Source organism: Pseudomonas sp. RT4P38, from assembly GCF_054897765.1.
Genome location: NZ_CM142703.1, coordinates 3,156,694 through 3,177,104, shown reverse-complemented (window position 1 = coordinate 3,177,104; position 20,411 = coordinate 3,156,694). Strand labels below are relative to the sequence as shown.

The following is a 20,411-nucleotide window of genomic DNA, read 5'->3' as shown; positions in this document are numbered from 1 at the left end:
AAACTCCCTCCCCTTTAGCCGCCATCATTTTCCTCGCGGCCATCACCTTATTTCCTACGGAGTTCACCTTGCGTCTGTTTCACACCTCCGACTGGCACCTTGGACAAAACCTGCACGGCCAGGAACGCGATTTCGAACACGGCTGCTTCCTTGAATGGCTGTTGCGCCAGCTGAAGCTGGACCAGCCCGACGTGCTGCTGATCGCCGGCGATATCTTCGACACGGTCAACCCGCCGGTGAAAGCCCAGGAGCGTCTCTACGACTTCATCGTCAGCGCCCATGAACAGCAGCCAAAGCTGACCATCGTGATGATCGCCGGCAACCACGATTCCGGCTCGAGGATTGAACTGCCCGCACCGCTGATGCGGCGTTTGCGCACCCATGCTTTGGGCCGTGTGCTGTGGCTTGATGACGGTCAACTGGACGCCGAACGCCTATTGCTGCCTCTGCCCGACGCCACCGGGGACATTGCCGGCTGGTGCCTGGCGCTGCCATTCCTGCGACCGGCCGAAGTGACCGGCGCGCATCTGGGCGACAACTACCTGCGCGGTATCGGTCAGGTTCACGAGTGGCTGATCGAAGCGGCCAATGCCAAACGCCAGCCTGGCCAGGCGCTGATCGCCATCAGCCACGCGCACATGGCCGGTGGTTCGGTGTCGGAAGACTCCGAGCGCAGCCTGATCATCGGCAACGCCGAAGCGCTGCCCGCCAGCCTGTTCGGGCCGAGCATCAGTTACGTCGCCCTCGGTCATTTGCACAAGCCGCAGAAGGTCAACGGTGAAGAGCGCATCCGCTACAGCGGCTCACCGATTCCGTTGTCGTTCTCCGAGATCGGCTATCAGCACCAGATTCTCGACATCAAACTCGAGGGCGAAACCCTCGTCAGCGTCGAACCCAAACTGATCCCCCGGGCAGTGAATCTGCAACGCTTCGGTCCCGCGCCATTGGCGGAAATCCTGCTGCAACTGGCCGACCTGCCGAACATCGACCTGCTGGCCGATATCCAGCGCCAGCCTTGGCTTGAAGTTCGCGTGCGGCTCGACGAACCGCAACCCGACTTGCGCCACCAAGTGGAAACCGCCCTGCAAAGCAAAGCCGTGCGCCTGGTGCGGATCGCCGCTGAATACGCCGGCAACGGCAGCCGCGATGGCGTCGATGACGGCACGACCTTGATCGAACTCGACCAGCTCTCGCCTCAGGAACTGTTCAGCCGCGCCTGGCAGGACAACTACGGCAGCGAGGTCGACGAGCAAACCCTCAAGGACTTCGCCGAACTGTTGCAAGACGTGCAGATGGAGAGCGAACAACCATGAAGATCCTCGCGATCCGCCTGAAAAACCTCGCCTCACTGGCCGGGCCCTTTGAAATCGACTTTACCGCTGAGCCGTTGGCCAGCGCCGGTCTGTTCGCGATCACCGGGCCGACCGGCGCCGGTAAAAGCACCTTGCTCGACGCCTTGTGCCTGGCGTTGTTCGGTGCGGTGCCTCGGCTGAGCAATGCTCAGGTGTCTGCCAAAGCGCCAGACGCCGACGGCGAGATCAGCACTGGCGACCCCCGCACGCTGCTGCGTCGCGGCACGGGTGAAGGTTATGCCGAAGTAGATTTCGTTGGCATCGATGGCAGTCGTTACCGCGCTCGCTGGGAGGCTAATCGCGCCCGCGAGAAGGCCGGCGGCAAGCTGCAAGCCAGCCGTCAGAGTTTGCGCGACATCGATCTGGATCAACTGCTAGCCAGTCAGAAAGTCGAATTCAAAACCCAGCTCGAAGCCGTACTGGGCCTGAACTTCGAACAGTTCACCCGAGCCGTGCTGCTGGCCCAAAGCGAGTTCAGTGCCTTCCTCAAGGCTAACGACAACGAACGCAGCGAACTGCTGGAAAAACTCACCGATACCGCGCTCTATACGCGCCTCGGTCGCCGGGCTTTCGACAAAACCAAAGAGGCTCGCGAAGCGCACAAGCTGTTGCAGGACCAGGCCACCGGCGTGACGCCGTTGTCGCCAGAAGCCCGGGCGGAACTCGATGAGCGCTTCAACGAGGCTCAGCAACAACTCAAGACCCAGCAAGGGCAACTCAAGCAATTAGAGCTGCAGCACACCTGGCTCAAGGACCTGCGTCAATTACAGGACGAGCAACAGAGCGCCACCGAGCAGCTGCAATCGGCCCAGCAGCGTTGGGAAGGTCTGGCCGGCGAACGTTTGAAGCTGACTCGCCTGGAGCAACTGGCCCCGCAACGGCACCAGTTCGCCCGCAAGACAGAACTCACTGCCCAGCTCACACCGCTGGCCGCGCAGATTCAGCAGCACACCCAACAGCAAACCGAGCTGAATGAGCGCCAGGCGCAACTCGAACACAGCCTGAGCGCCGCGCAGACCGCACTCGTCGAAGCCCAAAGCCAACACACCACCAGCGCTCCACTGCTGCGTCAGGCCTTCGAAGAGCAAAGCACCCTCGCCCGCCTGGTCAAGGACGCCAGTCTCAGTGCCGACCTCAAGCAGCAGGCGGAACTGGCCTGCACTCAGGGCCAAAACACGATCCAAGGACTGCTCGACCAACAGAAACAGGTCGCCGAACGTTTGCAGCGGATTGCCGGGGAGCTTGAACAAAGCACCCCTCTGGCGCCCTTGAGCGATGCCTGGAACGCCTACCGTGATCGCCTGCAACAGCTGATGCTGATCGGCAATCGCCTGAACAAGGGCCAGGCCGAACTGGCCGCTCTGGAACAGAGCGCCGCACGCGCTGCCGAGGACCTGTCCACTCAGCGCCAGAGCCTTGAAGTGCTGTACAAGGAGGCCGGCGCCGAACCGGAAGCGGTGGCCGAGCAGATTCAGATTCTCGGGAGTCTGCTGCAGGACAACCGCAAGCAACAGCGTGCCTTTGAAGAGCTGACGCGCCTGTGGGCCAGTCAGCAGGAACTGGACAAGCGTGCGTCCGAACTTCAGCAGCGCCAGCTGATCGCTCAGCAAGAACGAGAACGTCTGACTCAGGACGGTGTGAAAGCCAAGAACGAATTGGTGGTTGCCGAACAGACCCTGACCGTGACCCGCGAATTGCTGGAACGCCAGCGTCTGGCCCGCAGCGCCAGCGTCGAAGAACTGCGCGAGCAGTTGCAGGACGATCAACCGTGCCCGGTCTGTGGCAGCCCCAACCATCCCTATCATCAGCCCGAAGCCCTGCTGCAGAGCCTTGGCCGGCATGATGAAAGCGAACAGGCCAACGCCCAGAAAGCCGTCGACCTGTTGAAAGAAAAGCTCACTGACCTGCGCGCTGAAGTGGGCGGCGTGATTGCGCAGCAAAAGGAATTGCTGCAACAACAAGAACACCTCGCGACCCAGCAGCAGAGCCTGGCACCGAGCCTTGAAGCACATCCGTTATCTGCGCAGCTGCTCACGCAGGATGCGGCTAAACGCGATGCCTGGCTGGAGCAGCAAAACAACCAGTTGAACCAAAGCATCACTCAGGACGAACAACGGCAAACCGCCCTGCTCGCTCTGCAACAGGACGCCGCACGCCTTCAACAGCAACTGCGTAGCGCTGAAGCGGCGAGCCAGCAAGCGGCCCAGCACCTGGCCAACCAGCAACGTGAGTTGAGCAGTGACCGCCTGCGTCTGGACGAAGAGCTGACAGCGTTCAGCACCCTGCTCCCGGTCGATACGTTGCAAGCGCTGCGCAACGAACCCGCCGCGACCTTCATGCAACTGGACCGGCAGATCGCCCAGCGCCTGGAACAACTCGATCAGCAACGCGATGAACTCAGCGAACAGCAACAACGGCAGCAGACGCTGGAGAAAGAACAGGACCGCCAACTCACTCGCCTCCAGCAGTTGGAAACGGCCCGACAGCAGTTCACCGCCCTCGTCGACCAGCAACAGGCCTGCCAGCAAAAACTCACGCAATTGCTCGGCGAACACACCAGCGCCGAGCAGTGGCAGCAGCAACTGGATCAAGCCGTCGAACAGGCGCGCAATGCCGAAGCGACGGCCAATCAGGAACTGCAAACCGTGCGTACGCGGCTGGCGCAGCTGGGTGCCGAACTCAAGGCCCAGCAAGAACGCGCGCGGGCACTGGAAACCGAAGATCGCGAGCTGAGCGGCAAGATTGCTGACTGGCGTGCATTGCATCCGGAACTGGATGACGGTGGTCTGGAAGATCTGCTGAGTGTCGACGACCAGCAGGTCAGCGAACTGCGTCAGCAATTGCAGCAAAGCGAAAAAGCCATCGAACAAACCAAGGTCCTGTTGCAGGAACGCGATCAGCGTCTGCTCAATCATCAAGCACAACACAACGGCAATCTCGACGCCGAACAACTGGCGACAGCGCTTGCCGAGCTGCAAAACCTGTCCGCCGCCAGTGAACACCGTTGCGCCGAACTGCGCGCCGAACAGGCCGAGGATCAGCGCCGGCAAAACGCCAATCAGGCCCTCGCGCAGCAGATCGCCGACGCCTACACCGAGTACCAGCGCTGGGCACGTTTGAATGCATTGATTGGTTCGGCCACGGGCGACACTTTCCGCAAGATCGCTCAAGCCTACAACCTCGACTTGCTGGTGCATCACGCCAACGTGCAGTTGCGGCAACTGGTGCGACGCTATCGCCTGAAACGTGGGGGCAGCATGCTCGGCTTGTTGGTAATGGACACCGAGATGGGTGATGAACTGCGTTCGGTGCATTCGTTGTCCGGCGGCGAGACGTTCCTGGTGTCGCTGGCCCTGGCCTTGGGCCTGGCATCAATGGCGTCGAGCACACTGAAAATTGAATCGCTGTTCATCGACGAAGGCTTTGGCAGCCTTGATCCGGAATCTCTGCAACTGGCCATGGACGCCCTGGATGGCTTGCAGGCTCAGGGCCGCAAGGTCGCGGTGATTTCCCATGTGCAGGAAATGCATGAGCGGATTCCGGTGCAGATTCAGGTCCGCCGCCAGGGCAACGGCCTGAGTACCCTGGAGGTGAAATGAATACGCTGTATTCCTTCCTCCGCTGCCCCTACGCAATGCGGGCGCGCATGGCCCTGCGCTACTCCGGCGTTGCGGTGAATATTGTCGAGGTCAGCCTGAAGGCCAAGCCTGCCGAAATGCTCGCCCTGTCGAGCAAAGGCACGGTGCCGGTGCTGAGCGTCGAAGGTCAGGTGATCGATGAAAGCCTGGCGATTATGCACTGGGCCCTGGCGCAGAACGATCCGCAGGATTGGTTGCTCAAGGATGACCCTGTCGGGCAGCGACACATCGCCGGGCTGATCGAAGAAAACGATCAGGTGTTCAAGGTGCACCTGAATCACTACAAGTACGCCGAACGGTATCCCGAGCAGCCGATGACGTTCTATCGCGCCGAGGGAGAGGTGTTTTTGCGCAGGCTCGATGAGTTGCTGGAGGGACGCGACTACTTGCTTGCCGAGCATCCGAGTCTGGTGGATGTGGCGCTGATGCCATTCGTGCGGCAGTTTGCTCATGTGGATCGCGAGTGGTTCGGGCAGACGCCCTATCGTCGTTTGCAGGCCTGGTTGCAGCGGTTTCTGGAGTCCGAGTTATTTGTTGGCGTAATGCAAAAGTAGCCACACCTGATCCCTGTAATTGGATGGACTCGCCCAAGCCGAGGCGTCAATGCGCCACGGTGGCAGTCTAAACAGCCAACGACAGCGAGGGCGAGTCCATGAAAAAGCTTACTTCGATTGATCAATCCGTGTCTTCTTCCGATTTGTCGGCCTGCACAACCGTGGCGGTCGATCTGGCCAAGCAGGTCTTCCAGGTCGCCGGCGAAGACGTCCTCGGCCAAGTGCACTACGAGCAGCGGATCAGGTCGCGCGAGGCGTTTTATGAGTTTCTCCGCCAGTTGCCGCCTCATGTCGTGGCTCTGATGGAGACCGGTCCGGGAGCTCAAGCTTGGGCCCGACAGCTGCAAGACCAAGGCAATCTGGCGCGGATTCTTCCAGCCGGCTTGGTGGCCACACATCGCAGCGGGCCTAAAAATGACCGCAACGATGCGCTGGCGATTCTGCGGGCTGGTCGCGATGAAAAGATCTGCGCAGTGCCGGTCAAAAGCGTTGCGGCGCTGGCAATGCAGGCATTGCATCGCGCCCGCCAGGGTTATGTGCGTCGACGCACGGCGGTGAGTAATCAGATGCGCGGCCTGCTGCTTGAGCACGGCGTGGCCTTGGCGCAGGGCGATGTTGCGATCAGCCAGAAAATTCCGCGGGTACTGGAAGATGCCACCCAGCCGGTCCCGGGCCTGCTGCGTGAACTGATCGACGAACTGTTGGCCGAGTGGCGCCATTTGGGCGAGCGCATCAGCGTGCTGACGGGGCGCCTGGAAGTGGGACGGGTAATGGCCAGCAAGCGACGATGAGCCACTGAGCGACACAGTTCTGCCACCGAGGTACTAACTGTCCGACCCTTTGCTGAAAAAACATTGACCCCAGGTAAGACCGGCGTGGATTGATGCCTAAGCTGCTACTGGCCTTCGAGGCCTGACTGTAATCGGCATACCACGAGCTCTTCCAATTTTGGCCAGAAGCCGAAGACGGCTTCTTTGAATAGGCCTGATACATAGATGCAACGGGGCGGCGGTTTTTCAAAAGCGGGTAGACAGTGGGGGCGAGTCCATACATAGCAGCTGCCGAAGGCTGCGTTCGGTTCGGGCCGCGTTCGGACGTAGCAGTCGTAAAACCATACGGCGCGGTGCATCAGGAAAATCGCATCCACCGGATTGACGACTGCATCGCTACCCCAGCAACTGACTCAGCACCGCACGCAACTTGCCGGGTTTCACCGGTTTGTTCAGCAGCGGTGCGTCGAGTCGCTGCAATGAGCGCCGACACTGATCCGTGCGGTCGGCAGTGATGATGACCGCCGGAATCGCCTGGTGGTAATGCTCACGCAAATGCCTGACCACATCACAGCCCACCACCCCGTGATCGAGGTGGTAATCCGCCAGAATCAGTTCCGGCGGTCGCCCCTGCAAGGCTGCCAGTGCGGAGAATTCATCGGTGGCCGTCACCACTTCGCAGCCCCATTGCCCGAGCAGCGCGCTCATGCTTTCGAGGATGCTCACTTCATTGTCCAGTACCAACAAACGTCGGCCCGGCAATGGATTTCCGGTGCCCGGCAGTGGCGCGGCCAGACTGATGGGTAGCGGAACCTCATGGGAAATCGGCACGTCGATGCTGAACACCGAACCGCGTCCCGGCCGTGAATGAACCTGGATTCTGTAGTTAAGGATCTTGGCGATACGCTCAACGATGGCCAGCCCCAGGCCCACACCCTTGCGGTCGGCGGCGCGTCCGACGTCCAGTTGATTGAACTCGAGGAAGATCGAATCCAGCCGGTCCGCCGCGATCCCGCGCCCAGTGTCCCAGACTTCCAGGCGCAGCATGTCACCCCGGCGTCTGGCCCCCAGCAGGATGCTGCCCTCGTCAGTGTAGCGGCAGGCGTTACTGAGGAAGTTGCGCAGGATCCGCGTCATCAGGCGCAAGTCTGTACTGATGGCGTAATCGCCCATGTGCACCCGCAGATTCAACCCTGCAGCTTGAGCCACTGACTGGAACTCCGACACCAACGGCGCGAGCAATTCGTCAAGACGGTACAGCGCAATGTCCGGTTTGACCGCCGCCTGATCGAGCCGGGAAATATCCAGCAAATCGGTGAGCAAATCTTCCGCCCCTTCCAGCGCCTGGTGCGTACGCTCCACCAGCACCTGTTCGACGTCGGGCAGCTTGCGCTCACGCAGGGTCGAAATCAGTAAACGCGCCGCGTTGAGCGGTTGCAGCAGGTCATGGCTGGCGGCGGCGAGGTATTTGTCCTTGCTGCGATTGGCGGCCTCGGCGGCGTCCCGGGCATCGCGCAACGCTTGGGCAATCTGTTTACGCTGGGTGATCTGCTGTTGCAGGTTGCGGTTGGCTTCCAGCAGCTCGTCGGTGCGCGCGGTGACTCGCTGCTCCAGTTCGTCGTTGAGTTGCTGCAGGCGCTGCTGGGCGAGTTTGCGTTCGGTGATATCAGCGACAAACCCCTCCACCAGCCCTTCCTGATCGGGCTTGAGCAACAGGTTCATCAGCACATCGAGGCTGCTGCCATCCTTGCGCCGCAATTGAGTTTCGTAACCGAGCAGGCTGCGCTCGCGCTTGAGCATTTCACCGATGTTTTCCAGCTCTTGAGCACCGCCGACAAACAGGTTGCTCGCCAGGTCGGCCAGTGAGAACAGCACCTCTTGCGGGTTCTGATAGCCAAGCATCCGCGCCAGTGCCGGGTTGGCGGCACGCATGCCTTCCAGGAGGCTGGCCTGGAAGATCCCGTGGACCGCGTTTTCGAACAGCCATTTGTAGCGATTGCGCTCGGCTTCCAGCTCGTCAAGGCGCGCGGCCAGTTCCGGGTAATGACTCTTGCGCGCCGAGTGGCTGCCTAATCCCAGTAACCCCGCCAGCGCCCGTTGCTGTTCGTCAGAGGGCTTCGCCATAGACGACCTCGACATCACGCTGACTGGACTGGCGCGGGTTGGTCAGGATGCACGGATCGTGCATGGCGTGTTGCGACAGGAACGGAATGTCCGCAGTGCTGACCCCGTGCAGTCCCAGGGTTTCGTGGAAGCCGATCGCATGTTTCAGAGCGATCAGATGCTCCACCAGGCGCCCGCAAATCTGCCGATGATTCAAGCCACGGCAATCGATGCCGAAGGTCTCGGCGATGATCTTGAAACGTTCCGGTGCCGAGCTGTAATTGAAGGCCACCACGTGTTCCACCAGCACGGCGTTGCACAAACCGTGCGGCAGATCGAGAAAACCGCCCAGGCTGTGGGACATCGCGTGCACCGCGCCGAGGATCGCGTTGGAGAACGCCAGCCCGGCCTGCATGCTGCCGAGCATGATCTTCTCGCGCAGGGCGATGTCGTTCGGGTTGGCGATCATCTGCACCAGGTTGCCGTTGATCAGGCGCATCGCCTCGAGTGCGTGAGGATCGGTCAACGGCCCGTGGCCGGTGGAAACAAACGCTTCGATGGCATGCACCAACGCATCGATGCCGGTACAGGCCGACAGGAACGGGTCCATGCTCAACGTGGTTTCCGGGTCGATCAGCGACACGTCCGGGACCACTGCCTTACTGACGATGGAGAACTTCATGCGTTCTTGCTGGTTGGAGATGATCACGAATTGCGAGACATCGGCTGAGGTCCCGGCCGTGGTCGGAATCAGGATCAGCGGCGGGCTCGGGACACGGATGGTGTCCACGCCTTCGAATTCGAGGATGCTGCGTCCATGGGCGACGACAATGCCGATGCCTTTGCCGCAATCCATCGGGCTGCCACCACCGACGGCAACGATCACATCGCAATGATTTTCCCGGTACAGATCGGCGCCGAGCATCACTTCTTCGACCCGTGGGTTGGGCGAGACCGCGCTGTACATGAAATACTCGATGCCCTGGGCTTGCAGACTGGCCTCGACATCGGCGACCCAACCGGCAGCAATCACACCGGGGTCGCTGACCAGCAGCACCTTGCGCGCACCAAAGGTTTTGGCGCAATTGCCGACGTTGTGCCGGCAGCCGGCACCAAAGATGATTTCAGGCGAAACGAATTTACGTAGCTGACTAAGACTCTGGCTCATTGGAAAGCCTGTTTTTATTGTTTTGGAAGGTAATGTCCACACTAAAGCATCCGGCCATGAATGCAATCAGACCAATGGGTAGGAGGCAGGGTGTACTCAGACTCTGAATTCACCGGATAACCCCTGTGTCGCTTGATTCACCCGCGGTAGATCAATCGCGAAGCCTTCTCGTTACGCAACGTCAGGTGTTCCATGCCCAGCCCTGGTGCCTCGGCTTCCTCGCGAGCCTTGAGAATCACACCGTGGTGCGGTGATTTGCTGCACACCGGGTCAGCGTTGGCGGCATCACCGGTCAGCATGAATGCCTGGCAGCGGCAGCCGCCCAGATCCTTGTGCTTTTCATCGCAGGAGCGGCACGGCTCTTTCATCCAGTCATCGCCACGAAAGCGATTGAAACCGAAAGAATCCGTCCAGATGTGCTCGATACTGTGCTCGCGCACGTTGGGAAATTGCACCGGCAACTGTCGGGCGCTGTGGCACGGCAACGCCGTACCGTCCGGGGTGATGTCGAGAAACAGATTGGCCCAGCCGTTCATGCAGGTCTTGGGGCGCTCTTCGTAGTAATCCGGGGTGACGAAAATCAGCTTGCACGGGTGGCCCTGCGCTTCAAGACGCTCGCGATATTCGTTGGTGATGCGCTCGGCGCGCTGCAATTGTTCGCGGGTGGGTAACAGGCCAGCGCGGTTGAGTTCGGCCCAGCCATAGAACTGGCACGTCGCCAACTCGACGAAATCTGCCTCCAGCTCCAGGCACAAGTCGATGATCTGCGCGATCTGGTCGATGTTGTGCCGATGGGTGACGAAGTTCAGCACCATCGGATAGCCCTGGGCCTTTACCGCGCGGGCCATGGCGAGTTTCTGGGCGAAGGCCTTGCGCGAACCGGCGAGCATGTTGTTCACCGCTTCGTCGGCGGCCTGGAAGCTGATCTGAATGTGGTCCAGCCCCGCGACTTTGAAGTCGCGGACTTTCTGCTCGGTCAGGCCGATGCCCGAGGTGATCAGGTTGGTGTAATAACCCATGTCCCGGGCGGCCTTGATCAGCTCGGCCAGGTCCTGACGAACCAACGGCTCGCCGCCGGAAAAACCCAGCTGCGCGGCACCCATCTCCCGGGCTTCGCGAAACACCCGAATCCATTCCTCGGTGCTCAATTCCTCACCCTGCTGGGCGAAGTCCAGCGGGTTGGAGCAATACGGGCATTGCAGCGGGCAACGATAGGTCAACTCCGCCAACAGCCACAGCGGCGGCCCCGGGCGCGAGTCACTCGATCCAGAATTGAGCATGGGCCACCTCCAGAAACGCCAGTACATCTTCGTCGATCCCCGGTACGCCGGGAAAACTTGCGGACAGTAGATCGATGATCGCCGCAACGCTGCGCTGTCCATTCACCAGATCGAGAATCTGCCCGGCGCTGTCGTTAAGTTTGATCATGCCTTCGGGGTACAGCAGCACGTGACAGTCCTGACGAGGCTCCCATTGCAGGCGAAAACCCCGGCGCAGCGACGGTGATTGCTCGCGGTTGATCAGGCTCACAGGGCAATCCCGCGGTGCCAGACGTTTTCAGTGGTGACGGTGTGATACGGCGGACGCTCCAGCTCGTAGGCCATGCTCATGGCATCAAGCATGCTCCACAGCACGTCGAGCTTGAACTGCAGGATTTCCAGCATGCGTTGCTGGCCTTCGACCGTGACGTAGTGCGCCAAAGTGATGCGCAAACCATGCTCTACGTCGCGCCGTGCCTGACTCAGGCGAGTACGGAAATAGTCGTAACCGCCGACGTCGATCCACGGGTAATGGGTCGGCCAGGCATCGAGCCGGGATTGGTGAATCTGTGGCGCAAACAGCTCGGTCAGCGAACTGCTGGCGGCTTCTTGCCAACAGGCGCGGCGGGCGAAGTTGACGTAGGCATCCACGGCGAAACGCACACCGGGCAACACCAATTCCTGTGAGAGGATTTGCTCGCGATTCAGCCCCACCGCTTCGCCCAGCCGCAGCCAAGCTTCGATGCCGCCCTCGCTGCCGGGTGCGCCATCGTGGTCGAGAATCCGTTGCAGCCATTCGCGGCGTACGTCACGGTCCGGACAGTTGGCGAGAATCGCTGCGTCCTTTAGGGGGATGTTTACCTGGTAATAGAATCGATTGGCGACCCAGCCTTGAATCTGCTCGCGACTGGAGCGCCCGGCGTACATGGCTTGGTGGAATGGATGGTGGATGTGGTAATAGGCGCCTTTGGCGCGCAGGGCTTGCTCGAATTCGGCGGGGGACATCGGGGTGTCAGTCATTGCGGTTCTCCTGGAAGCTCTGCTGTGTCTGGTCTGGCCTCATCGCGAGCAAGCTCGCTCCCACACTGGATCTGTTGCGAACTTGATTCCCCTGTGGGAGCGGGCTTGCCCGCGATGAGGCCCTCCGCTACAGCTCAATACTCATGCCGTCATAAGCCACTTCAATCCCGCGCCGCTCCAGCAGCGCCCGCTCGGCCGAGTCTTCATCGAGGATCGGGTTGGTGTTGTTGATGTGGATCAGCACCTTGCGCTGGCGGGTGAAGCCTTCGAGGATTTCGAGCATGCCGCCAGGGCCGCTTTGCGACAGGTGACCCATTTCACTGCCCAGGTTCTGGCCGACTTCGCAGATTCGCATCTCGTCGTCGCGCCACAAGGTACCGTCCAGCAACAGGCAATCGGCGCGTTGCATCCAACTCAGGACTTCGTCGTCGACTTGACCCAGGCCTGGCGCATAGAACAGTGAGGCGCCGGTGCGTCGGTCTTCTACAAACAGCCCGATGGTGTCGCCCGGCTGCGGATTGCCGCGATTGGGCGAGTACGGCGGTGCGTTGCTCACCAAGGGGATCGCACGAAATTGCAGGTGTTCGCAGGCCGCGATGCTGAACGGCTCGCGGTCCAGTCCGACCGGTTGCCACTGCAACCCGCCGTTCCAATGCTTGAGCATGGTGAACAAGGGGAAGCCGCTGCTCAGGTCTTCATGGACGCGTTCGGTGCACCAGACCGAATGCGGGCAGCCTTCGCGCAGACTCAACAGGCCGGTGCAATGGTCGATCTGGCTGTCCAGCAGGACGACGCCGGCAATCGCCGTGTCACGAACCCGGCGCGCCGGTTGCAGCGGCGCGAAGCTCTCGAGTTGTGCGCGAATGTCCGGTGAAGCATTGCACAGCACCCAATCCACACCGTTGTCGCTCAGGGCAATCGAGGACTGGGTGCGCCGTTGGGCCCGCAGGCTGCCATTGCGCATCGCGGCGCACTGGCGGCAGTTGCAATTCCATTGCGGAAAACCGCCGCCAGCGGCGGATCCGAGAACGCGAATGTGCATGGGCAATGCTCCAGAAGGCAGGCCCGGCCAACGCAACAGCTGGCCGGGTGAACAATCAGCGGTTGGCGAAATACATCGTCACTTCAAAGCCAATGCGCAGATCGGTAAACGCGGGTTTAGTCCACATGGGTCAATCCTCTTCTTGTGCCGGACGATTCCGGTAAAGCCATTAATGCACGGGGGGCCAGGCACCCGAATGCTACTTTCGAACGAGGTAGCGGCGTGCATTGGTAGGGGGTGTTGCCAAATTTTCAGCACACCCAAAACCAATGTGGGAGCGAGCTTGCTCGCGATGAGGGCAGCACATTCAACATTGATGTTGACTGTCAGACCGCTATCGCGAGCAAGCTCGCTCCCACAGGTTCTTCAGTGTTCTTGCGGAGGTTAGAAGAACCCCATCGGATTGATGTCGTAGCTCACCAGCAGGTTTTTGGTCTGCTGATAGTGGTCGAGCATCATCTTGTGGTTTTCACGGCCGACACCGGATTTCTTGTAGCCACCAAACGCAGCGTGCGCCGGGTACAGGTGGTAGCAGTTGGTCCAGACACGCCCGGCCTTGATCGCCCGGCCCATGCGGTAGGCACGGTTGATGTCGCGGGTCCAAAGACCGGCGCCGAGGCCGAACTCGCTGTCGTTGGCAATCGCCAGGGCTTCGGCTTCGTCCTTGAAGGTGGTGATACCCACCACCGGGCCGAAGATTTCTTCCTGGAACACGCGCATTTTGTTGTGGCCCTTGAGCAGGGTCGGCTGGATGTAATAACCCGTCGACAAGTCGCCCTCAAGACGCTCGGCCGCGCCGCCGGTGAGCAGCTCGGCGCCCTCTTCCTGAGCAATTTTCAGGTACGAGAGGATCTTGTCGTATTGCTGTTCGGACGCCTGGGCGCCGACCATGGTTTCGGTGTCCAGCGGGTCGCCGCGCTTGATCTTGACGATTTTCTTCATCACCACTTTCATGAAGTCGTCGTAGATCGATTCCTGAACCAGCGCTCGCGATGGACAGGTGCAGACTTCGCCCTGGTTGAAGAACGCCAGCACCAGACCTTCGGCGGCCTTCTCGATGAACTGCGGCTCGGCTTGCATGATGTCTTCGAAGAAAATGTTCGGCGACTTGCCGCCCAGTTCGACAGTGCTCGGAATGATGTTCTCGGCCGCGCATTTCATGATGTGCGCGCCAATCGGGGTGGAACCGGTGAAGGCGATCTTGGCAATGCGCTTGCTGGTGGCCAGCGCCTCACCCGCTTCGCGACCGAAACCCTGAACGATGTTCAGCACGCCGGGTGGCAGCAAGTCGGCGATCAACTCAGCGAAGACCATGATTGACAGCGGCGTCTGCTCGGCAGGTTTGAGTACCACGCAGTTACCGGCGGCCAGGGCCGGGGCGAGTTTCCAGGCGGCCATCAGCAGCGGGAAGTTCCACGGAATGATCTGACCGACCACGCCCAATGGCTCGTGGAAGTGATAGGCCGTGGTCAGCTCGTTGATCTCGGCGGCACCGCCCTCTTGAGCGCGGATGCAACCAGCGAAGTAACGGAAATGGTCGGCGGCCAGCGGCACGTCGGCGTTCAGGGTCTCGCGCACGGCCTTGCCGTTGTCCCAGGTTTCGGTGACGGCGAGGATTTCCAGGTTCTGCTCGATGCGGTCGGCGATTTTCAGCAGCACCAGGGAGCGGTCCTGCGCCGAGGTCTTGCCCCAAGCGTCGGCGGCGGCATGGGCGGCATCGAGGGCTTTTTCAATGTCGGCAGCGCTGGACCGAGGGAACTCGGCGATCACTTCACCGTTGACCGGCGAGGTGTTGGTGAAATATTCGCCATTGACCGGGGCGACGAACTCACCGCCGATGAAGTTGCCGTAGCGCGCTTTGAACGTAACGACGGCGCCGGGTGTTCCAGGTTGTGCGTAGATCATGATGGGCCTCTGTCTGGGTCGATGCCTGTCGGGCAAACAGGCGATGAACCGATAGTAGAGAGCCCCGCGCGTCAGACGAATGCGCCGTTGGCAGGGGGATTCTCGTTATTTGGTAGTAGATGATCGCGAATCCCTGTGGGAGCGAGCTTGCTCGTGATAGCGGTCTGACAGTCGACAACAATGTTGAATGTGCTGACGCCATCGCGAGCAAGCTCGCTCCCACAGGTTAGGTGGCTGTCTTCTGGATCAGTGCTTCGCCACCACCAGGTCTTTCGGCAGCTTGAAGGTCCAGAGCATGCCGCCCTGGTTGAAGTCCTTGATGCGCTTGGCCACTTCGCCGCCCCACAGCGGAACAGCACCACCCCAGCCGGAGAGGACCGAGACGTACTGTTCGCCGTCCATTTCCCAGGTCACAGGCGAGCCGAGTACGCCGGAGCCGGTCTGGAATTCCCAGACTTTCTCGCCGGTCTTGGCATTGAACGCCTGCAGGAAACCTTCCGGCGTACCGGTGAACACCAGGTTGCCCTTGGTGGTCAGCACTCCGCCCCACAGCGGCGCGAAGTTCTTGTGGCGCCAGACTTCCTTGCCGGTTTTCGGGTCGATGGCACGCAGCACGCCGATGTAGTCTTCATTCAATGGCTTGATGGTGAAACCGGCACCGAGGAACGCCGCGCCTTTCTTGTAGGCGATGCCTTCGTTCCAGATGTCCATGCCCCACTCGTTGGACGGCACGTAGAACAGCCCGGTGTCCTTGTTGTAGGCCATCGGCATCCAGTTTTTCGCGCCGAGGAATGCCGGGGCTACGAACACCGAACTGCCTTTGGCTTCGATGCCTGGCGCGCCTGGGCGGCTGGCTTCGTTGTAGATCGGCCGGCCCTCTTTATCCAGGCCGGTGGCCCAGGTGATCTTGTCCACGAACGGGAAACCGCGAATGAATTTGCCGTTGGTGCGGTCCAGCACGTAGAAGAAACCGTTGCGGTCAGCGGTCGCGGCGGCTTTGATCTCTTTGCCGCCTTCTGTGTAGTTGAACGAGACCAGCTCGTTTACGCCGTCATAGTCCCAGCCGTCGTGAGGCGTGCTCTGGAAGTGCCATTTGATGGTGCCGTCGTCCGGGTTGAGCGCCAGACGCGACGACGAGTAGAGGTTGTCGCCAGGACGCAGGTGCGAGTTCCACGGCGCCGGGTTGCCGGTGCCGAACAGCAGCAGATTGGTTTCCGGGTCGTAGTAACCGCCCAGCCAAGGGGCGGCGCCGCCGGTTTTCCAGAGGTCGCCGGGCCAGGTCTTGCCGGCTTCACCGCCGGAGATACCATTCTCCACCGCTTTGCCGTCCTTGTAGGTGTAGCCCATGTGGCCTTCAACGGTTGGACGGGTCCACAGCAAGTTACCGTTTTTCGGGTCGTAGGCTTCGATTTTGCCAACCACCCCGAACTCGCCGCCGGCGACACCAGTGATCAATTTGCCGTTGATTACCAACGGCGCCGCGCTGATCGAATAGCCTTCCTTGTGGTCGGCGACTTTCTTGCTCCAGACGACCTTGCCGGTGTCTTTGTTCAGGGCCACAAGCTTGGCGTCGAGGGTGCCGAAAATCACCAGGTCGCCGTACAGCGCGACACCACGGTTGATCACGTCGCAGCAAGGGCGGATGTCATCGGGCAGGCGCGCATCGTATTGCCAGAGCTTCTTGCCGGTGCGCGCATCCACCGCAAACACCCGCGAGTAGGAACCGGTCATGTACATCACGCCGTCCTTGATCATCGGCTGTGCTTGCTGACCGCGTTGTTTTTCACCGCCGAAGGAGAATGCCCAGACCGGCCGCAAATCCTTCACGTTGTTGACGTTGAGCGTGTCCAGCGGGCTGTAGCGTTGACCCTGGACGCCCAGACCGTTGGTGACGATCTGCTCCGGGTTCTTGGGGTCCTGGAGAATGTCTTGATCGGTGACGCCGGCCAATGCCGAGCCAGACAACAGCATGGCACTGAGCAGCACACTCAAGACGAAGGGTTGGCGACGTGCGGGTTGGGTCATGACGGCTACCTCTGCGGTTTTTGTTATACCCGGGAAATTTTCCCGGTCTGGTGCAGATTCTTGGGCGCCGCCGCCCTTGGGACAATTGCCCGCAGTGCTGAGATTGCTAGTTCCTTAGTACCGGGTCGGAAAAGACGAACATCATCAATACTGTGGTCCACACCGATTCCCTGTGGGAGCGAGCTTGCTCGCGATGAGGCCCTCACATTCAGCATTGATGTCGGCTGATACACCGCCATCGCGAGCAAGCTCGCTCCCACAGGGGTTTTGTGTTGCTCACTTATCTGCGGCGGAATCGACGCGGGTCATTTGTGCGCGTTCATAGCGGGGGTACAAATGGCTGACGCTGCGGATCATCTCGTAACGACTCAGGCTGATCCCGGCAAAACGTTCGGGAATGGGGCTGCGGATCATCTCGGCCATATCACTGCCATTGGCGGCGCCATCGCGCATGAACTGGTCGAGCCAGGTCAGGTAGTCGCGCATTTGCTCGAACGGCTGTTGATCCGTGGCCACCGGGCCGTGGCCGGGAACGATGAGCGTCCAGCGCAAGCCTTGAAGTGTGGCAATGTCCGCCAGCCACACCGACAGCCCCGGACTGTTGGGCGTGGTCAGCGCCCGTTGATAAAACACCAGATCCCCGGCAAACAACACGCCGGTTTTCTGGTCGAGAATAGCCAGATCCGCGCCCGTGTGCCCACCCAGGCCCAGCAGACGTAAATCGTGATCCCCAAAACTTCGCACGCCGGGCGTCAGCGTTTCGGTCGGCAACACCACTTCGGTGCCACGCATCCAGTCGCCCACCAGTCGATACAGGTTCTCGGCCATGGAATCACCCTGCTGATGCAACAGCTCGGTGGTGCCGGCCAGCGCACCGATCGGCACGTCACTGAAGGCCTGGTTGCCAAGCACATGATCAGGATGATGATGGGTCAGCAGAACCTCAATCACCGGTTTATCGGTGGTCGCGGCAATCGCCTTGCGCATCGCTTCGCCGTAGCGTTTCGACGGTCCGGTATCGATCACCACCACGCCGCGCTCGGTGACGATGAACGCGGTATTGACGATGTTGCCGCCGTTGGCCTTGGCAAAATTGTCAGTGCTGCCTTCCAGCAGCCAGGTGTCTTCGGCGATCTGCCGGGGCTTGAGTGAATACTCGAGCTCGGCCAGCGCCGGCAGGCTCAGGCTCATGAACAACAGCAGCATCCAGCGCATCACGCGCTCCTTTGGGTCAGGGTATGGCCGCATCGAATTGATTGCCGCTGTTGTCCCGCAGTAACAGGCGCATCTGCCCTGCTCCTTCGATGTCGAAGGTCAGGTTGGGGTTTTCGCTGACGGCGGGAAATAGCTCAAGACGGGCCAACAGCTGATCGTTCTGATCCCGCAGTTCGGCATGGTTGATGAAGAACTCCGGGATGCCGCTGACCATGCCGTTATCCATGGGATGCGCCACCTGCAGCCGCACACGACTGAATTCGCCACGGGGATAACGACCGCCCAGCACTTCGCCGATGTGGTCTTCCCAGCCCGCCTGAGTACGCACCACACTCGGCGCCGTGCAACCGCCGCCCGCCGCATCAATCAGAGTCGAGCCGACATGCCACAACCCGTCACGGGTCAGTATCGCCGCGCGCAACGGCGTGGCCTGTTCGATACGGATGCGGATCGACAGCCAGGGCAGCACGCGGTCCAGCGGCTGGAAATCGACGATTTTCGGCAAGGGGTTGAGTTCGGCCCAGGCAAGGATTTTCACCACCTCGCCCTTGAACGCTCGCGCGTCAATTTCCAGCGGTACTTGCCGGGAATCTTCGGCGAACGGCGGCGCCAGCAGCTTGACCCGCTCGTCGAACACGAACGGCGCATCGCCGAGCATTTGCTTGTGATAGAAGGCCCACATCACCGAGGGCACCGGGTCTTTGCCCGGGTCGATGTCCACGGCGTGCGCCGCCATGGGTAACCAACAGGCCAACAGACAACCCGCTCGCCAGTTCACTATTGATACATCTCGGGCACGTCATAGCGCAGGCCGTAATGGCCATAAATGGTTTTGACAGCGCCCTCGCGGATCAAGGCTTCCAATGCCTCTTCCACGGCATAGGCCAGTTGACGGTTGCTTTCGTGCACCGCCATACCGATCTCCCAAAGCTGCTTGCCCATGTTCGGGTAGGCGTTCTCCGCCAGTGCCACTTGCGGGTCGTTGGCTTCATGAACCTGCCAGTCGATCTCGCCGCGCATGGCCATGACTGCATCGACTTCACCGGCCTTCATGGCCGCGAAAGCCTGTGCCACACCAGGGTAGTGATGGGTTTTGCCAGCGAGCATGCCGCTGAATACCGAGGTCAGGTAGAACGACGGCACACTGTCGACTTCGACGCCGATCGGGTGGTGCTCGAACACGGCGACGCTGCCCACCTTATCCAGTCGGCGACGGTCGAAGGCGACCTGCCATTGTTCGTTCTGGTACGGGCCGAACATCACCACATGGCCGTTTTCCAACTCACCCAGTTCATTGCGTTTCTGCGCGTAATCGCGATCGTATGGCACGCGCATCATCAGGTCGGCCAGTTGCAGATCGTGCAACTGACTGGCACGCCAGATGTAATCGCGCAGGTCGTCATCGAGCTTCTCGCCGGCGGGCGCCCACATCAACGTCAGGCGCACGCCGAGGGCCTTGGCCAACGCCTCGGCGAGTTCGACATCAACGCCACGGGCGTGGCCGGCGTCTTGAAAACTGTAGGGGGCGAAGTCCTTGTAGACCGCGACTTTCAGCTCCCCGGCGGCGATCATTTCGTCATAGGTTCGGACCTGCGCCTGCACTGCCTGGCAGCACAGCAACACAGCGCTGATCAACACAGCGAGCAGGCGCATGGGTTACTCCTCGACGCGAACGGTGTCCAGGTAAGTGCGTACCGCCCACAAAGCTTCCTGGCTCAGATAGTCGGCCATCTTCGGCATGTAGACCCGGCCGTCACGCACGGCGCCGTGGCGCACGCGTTCGACGAACCATTCATCACCGGCCTCGCCGACATCCAGCATGCGCAAATCGGGGGCGATGCCGCCGGACTTGGCTTCCAGGCCATGGCAGGCCGCGCAGTTCTGGTTGTACGCCGAAGAGCCGATTTCCACGGCCTTATCGTGTTCCGGGGTGGCGCGATAAGGGTTCACCGCGGCCCAACCATCGGCATCGACCGGCACGCCAGCGTCCTTGATCGGGGTCAGGCCCGGAGTGGCGACAGCCTGGGGGACTACGTTGCCGTGTGCCCAAACGGAACCTGCGCTGATAAAGCCGGCCAGCAGTCCGGCAACGAGTAAGGCGTTGCGTTTTGTTTTCATTGTTATGCCCTCTTGATTGCACGCAAAACCTCTTTGAAGAGGCTATGGCACCCATCTTAGGAACGGCTTCGCGCAAGCCCCATGCTGCTTTGGTGGCCGCCGTCTAGTTCCTTGGTAGTAGGGCTTGTGGTGCGCACCCGGGTACGCTTCCGGCGCCTTTACTACCTTGGTACTGACTCATTGGTACTTTCTGCATATTTCCTTCTGCCTCGCAGCGTTCCTATGCTGGCGCTACCTGTAAT

16 protein-coding genes and 1 pseudogene are annotated in these 20,411 nt (G+C 60.7%); 4 read left to right on the top strand and 13 right to left on the bottom strand.

What is annotated here, in order from left to right; genetic code table 11:
* The first annotated feature begins 68 nt into the window (after positions 1 to 68).
* From ACYZT7_RS14810 to ACYZT7_RS14795, 4 genes and pseudogenes are all read left to right on the top strand, one after another.
* Positions 69 to 1,313: an exonuclease SbcCD subunit D C-terminal domain-containing protein gene (locus tag ACYZT7_RS14810; RefSeq protein ID WP_462041603.1), complete on the top strand. Its 1,245-nt coding sequence runs from the start codon at positions 69 to 71 to the stop codon at positions 1,311 to 1,313.
* Positions 1,310 to 4,951, top strand: a complete 3,642-nt coding sequence (locus tag ACYZT7_RS14805; protein ID WP_462041602.1) for an AAA family ATPase — start codon at positions 1,310 to 1,312, stop codon at positions 4,949 to 4,951. Before ACYZT7_RS14810 ends, ACYZT7_RS14805 begins: the two co-directional genes overlap by 4 nt.
* Positions 4,948 to 5,544: a glutathione S-transferase gene (locus ACYZT7_RS14800; RefSeq protein WP_462041601.1), complete on the top strand. Its 597-nt coding sequence runs from the start codon at positions 4,948 to 4,950 to the stop codon at positions 5,542 to 5,544. The genes ACYZT7_RS14805 and ACYZT7_RS14800 overlap by 4 nt, the downstream gene beginning before the upstream one ends.
* 143 nt (positions 5,545 to 5,687) lie before the next feature.
* Positions 5,688 to 6,302 (top strand): annotated as a pseudogene (locus tag ACYZT7_RS14795) (IS110 family RNA-guided transposase); the annotation flags it as partial.
* 408 nt (positions 6,303 to 6,710) lie between these two features.
* Here the strand turns inward: ACYZT7_RS14795 and ACYZT7_RS14790 are convergent.
* The 13 genes from ACYZT7_RS14790 to pedF form a co-directional block, all read right to left on the bottom strand.
* Positions 6,711 to 8,438 carry a PAS domain-containing hybrid sensor histidine kinase/response regulator gene (locus tag ACYZT7_RS14790; protein WP_462041600.1) on the bottom strand — a complete coding sequence of 576 codons (1,728 nt, stop codon included), beginning with the start codon at positions 8,436 to 8,438 and terminating at the stop codon, positions 6,711 to 6,713.
* Positions 8,422 to 9,585 (bottom strand): alcohol dehydrogenase-like regulatory protein ErcA, encoded by a 1,164-nt coding sequence (ercA, locus tag ACYZT7_RS14785; RefSeq protein ID WP_462041599.1) that lies wholly within the window; start codon positions 9,583 to 9,585, stop codon positions 8,422 to 8,424. Before ercA ends, ACYZT7_RS14790 begins: the two co-directional genes overlap by 17 nt.
* 137 nt (positions 9,586 to 9,722) lie before the next feature.
* Positions 9,723 to 10,865 carry a pyrroloquinoline quinone biosynthesis protein PqqE gene (gene pqqE, locus ACYZT7_RS14780; RefSeq protein WP_462041598.1) on the bottom strand — a complete coding sequence of 381 codons (1,143 nt, stop codon included), beginning with the start codon at positions 10,863 to 10,865 and terminating at the stop codon, positions 9,723 to 9,725.
* Positions 10,843 to 11,115, bottom strand: coding sequence for a pyrroloquinoline quinone biosynthesis peptide chaperone PqqD (gene pqqD / locus ACYZT7_RS14775; RefSeq protein ID WP_462041597.1), 273 nt, complete (start codon positions 11,113 to 11,115; stop codon positions 10,843 to 10,845). Before pqqD ends, pqqE begins: the two co-directional genes overlap by 23 nt.
* A complete protein-coding gene (gene pqqC, locus ACYZT7_RS14770) occupies positions 11,112 to 11,864 on the bottom strand; it encodes a pyrroloquinoline-quinone synthase PqqC (RefSeq protein WP_462041596.1) in 753 nt (250 codons plus the stop codon). Before pqqC ends, pqqD begins: the two co-directional genes overlap by 4 nt.
* A gap of 127 nt (positions 11,865 to 11,991) precedes the next feature.
* Positions 11,992 to 12,906, bottom strand: a complete 915-nt coding sequence (pqqB, locus tag ACYZT7_RS14765) for a pyrroloquinoline quinone biosynthesis protein PqqB (RefSeq protein WP_462041595.1) — start codon at positions 12,904 to 12,906, stop codon at positions 11,992 to 11,994.
* Between the two features lie 55 nt (positions 12,907 to 12,961).
* On the bottom strand, positions 12,962 to 13,033 hold the full coding sequence (pqqA, locus tag ACYZT7_RS14760) for a pyrroloquinoline quinone precursor peptide PqqA (RefSeq protein ID WP_003253598.1): 72 nt from the start codon (positions 13,031 to 13,033) through the stop codon (positions 12,962 to 12,964).
* Positions 13,034 to 13,290: 257 nt separating this feature from the next.
* Positions 13,291 to 14,811, bottom strand: coding sequence for an acetaldehyde dehydrogenase ExaC (gene exaC, locus ACYZT7_RS14755; RefSeq protein ID WP_462041594.1), 1,521 nt, complete (start codon positions 14,809 to 14,811; stop codon positions 13,291 to 13,293).
* Between the two features lie 246 nt (positions 14,812 to 15,057).
* Complete coding sequence (locus ACYZT7_RS14750) at positions 15,058 to 16,836, bottom strand: PQQ-dependent methanol/ethanol family dehydrogenase (RefSeq protein ID WP_462041593.1); 1,779 nt, start codon at positions 16,834 to 16,836, stop codon at positions 15,058 to 15,060.
* A 276-nt stretch (positions 16,837 to 17,112) separates the two neighbouring features.
* A complete protein-coding gene (locus tag ACYZT7_RS14745) occupies positions 17,113 to 18,051 on the bottom strand; it encodes a quinoprotein relay system zinc metallohydrolase 1 (RefSeq protein WP_462041592.1) in 939 nt (312 codons plus the stop codon).
* A 16-nt stretch (positions 18,052 to 18,067) separates the two neighbouring features.
* Positions 18,068 to 18,829 (bottom strand): quinoprotein dehydrogenase-associated SoxYZ-like carrier, encoded by a 762-nt coding sequence (locus ACYZT7_RS14740; RefSeq protein ID WP_462041591.1) that lies wholly within the window; start codon positions 18,827 to 18,829, stop codon positions 18,068 to 18,070.
* Positions 18,829 to 19,704: a substrate-binding periplasmic protein gene (locus tag ACYZT7_RS14735; protein ID WP_462041590.1), complete on the bottom strand. Its 876-nt coding sequence runs from the start codon at positions 19,702 to 19,704 to the stop codon at positions 18,829 to 18,831. Before ACYZT7_RS14735 ends, ACYZT7_RS14740 begins: the two co-directional genes overlap by 1 nt.
* Positions 19,705 to 19,707: 3 nt before the next feature.
* On the bottom strand, positions 19,708 to 20,169 hold the full coding sequence (gene pedF / locus ACYZT7_RS14730; protein ID WP_462041589.1) for a cytochrome c-550 PedF: 462 nt from the start codon (positions 20,167 to 20,169) through the stop codon (positions 19,708 to 19,710).
* Positions 20,170 to 20,411 lie beyond the last annotated feature (242 nt).

What these genes read in the sequence shown, in the direction of transcription:
- ACYZT7_RS14805 (WP_462041602.1), top strand. Translation starts at nt 1,310, where the DNA reads ATGAAGATCCTCGCGATCCGCCTGAAAAACCTCGCCTCACTGGCCGGG.
- ACYZT7_RS14800 (WP_462041601.1), top strand. Translation starts at nt 4,948, where the DNA reads ATGAATACGCTGTATTCCTTCCTCCGCTGCCCCTACGCAATGCGGGCG.
- ACYZT7_RS14790 (WP_462041600.1), bottom strand. Translation starts at nt 8,438, where the DNA reads ATGGCGAAGCCCTCTGACGAACAGCAACGGGCGCTGGCGGGGTTACTG.
- ercA (WP_462041599.1), bottom strand. Translation starts at nt 9,585, where the DNA reads ATGAGCCAGAGTCTTAGTCAGCTACGTAAATTCGTTTCGCCTGAAATC.
- pqqE (WP_462041598.1), bottom strand. Translation starts at nt 10,865, where the DNA reads ATGCTCAATTCTGGATCGAGTGACTCGCGCCCGGGGCCGCCGCTGTGG.
- pqqC (WP_462041596.1), bottom strand. Translation starts at nt 11,864, where the DNA reads ATGACTGACACCCCGATGTCCCCCGCCGAATTCGAGCAAGCCCTGCGC.
- pqqB (WP_462041595.1), bottom strand. Translation starts at nt 12,906, where the DNA reads ATGCACATTCGCGTTCTCGGATCCGCCGCTGGCGGCGGTTTTCCGCAA.
- exaC (WP_462041594.1), bottom strand. Translation starts at nt 14,811, where the DNA reads ATGATCTACGCACAACCTGGAACACCCGGCGCCGTCGTTACGTTCAAA.
- ACYZT7_RS14750 (WP_462041593.1), bottom strand. Translation starts at nt 16,836, where the DNA reads ATGACCCAACCCGCACGTCGCCAACCCTTCGTCTTGAGTGTGCTGCTC.
- ACYZT7_RS14745 (WP_462041592.1), bottom strand. Translation starts at nt 18,051, where the DNA reads ATGCGCTGGATGCTGCTGTTGTTCATGAGCCTGAGCCTGCCGGCGCTG.
- ACYZT7_RS14735 (WP_462041590.1), bottom strand. Translation starts at nt 19,704, where the DNA reads ATGCGCCTGCTCGCTGTGTTGATCAGCGCTGTGTTGCTGTGCTGCCAG.
- pedF (WP_462041589.1), bottom strand. Translation starts at nt 20,169, where the DNA reads ATGAAAACAAAACGCAACGCCTTACTCGTTGCCGGACTGCTGGCCGGC.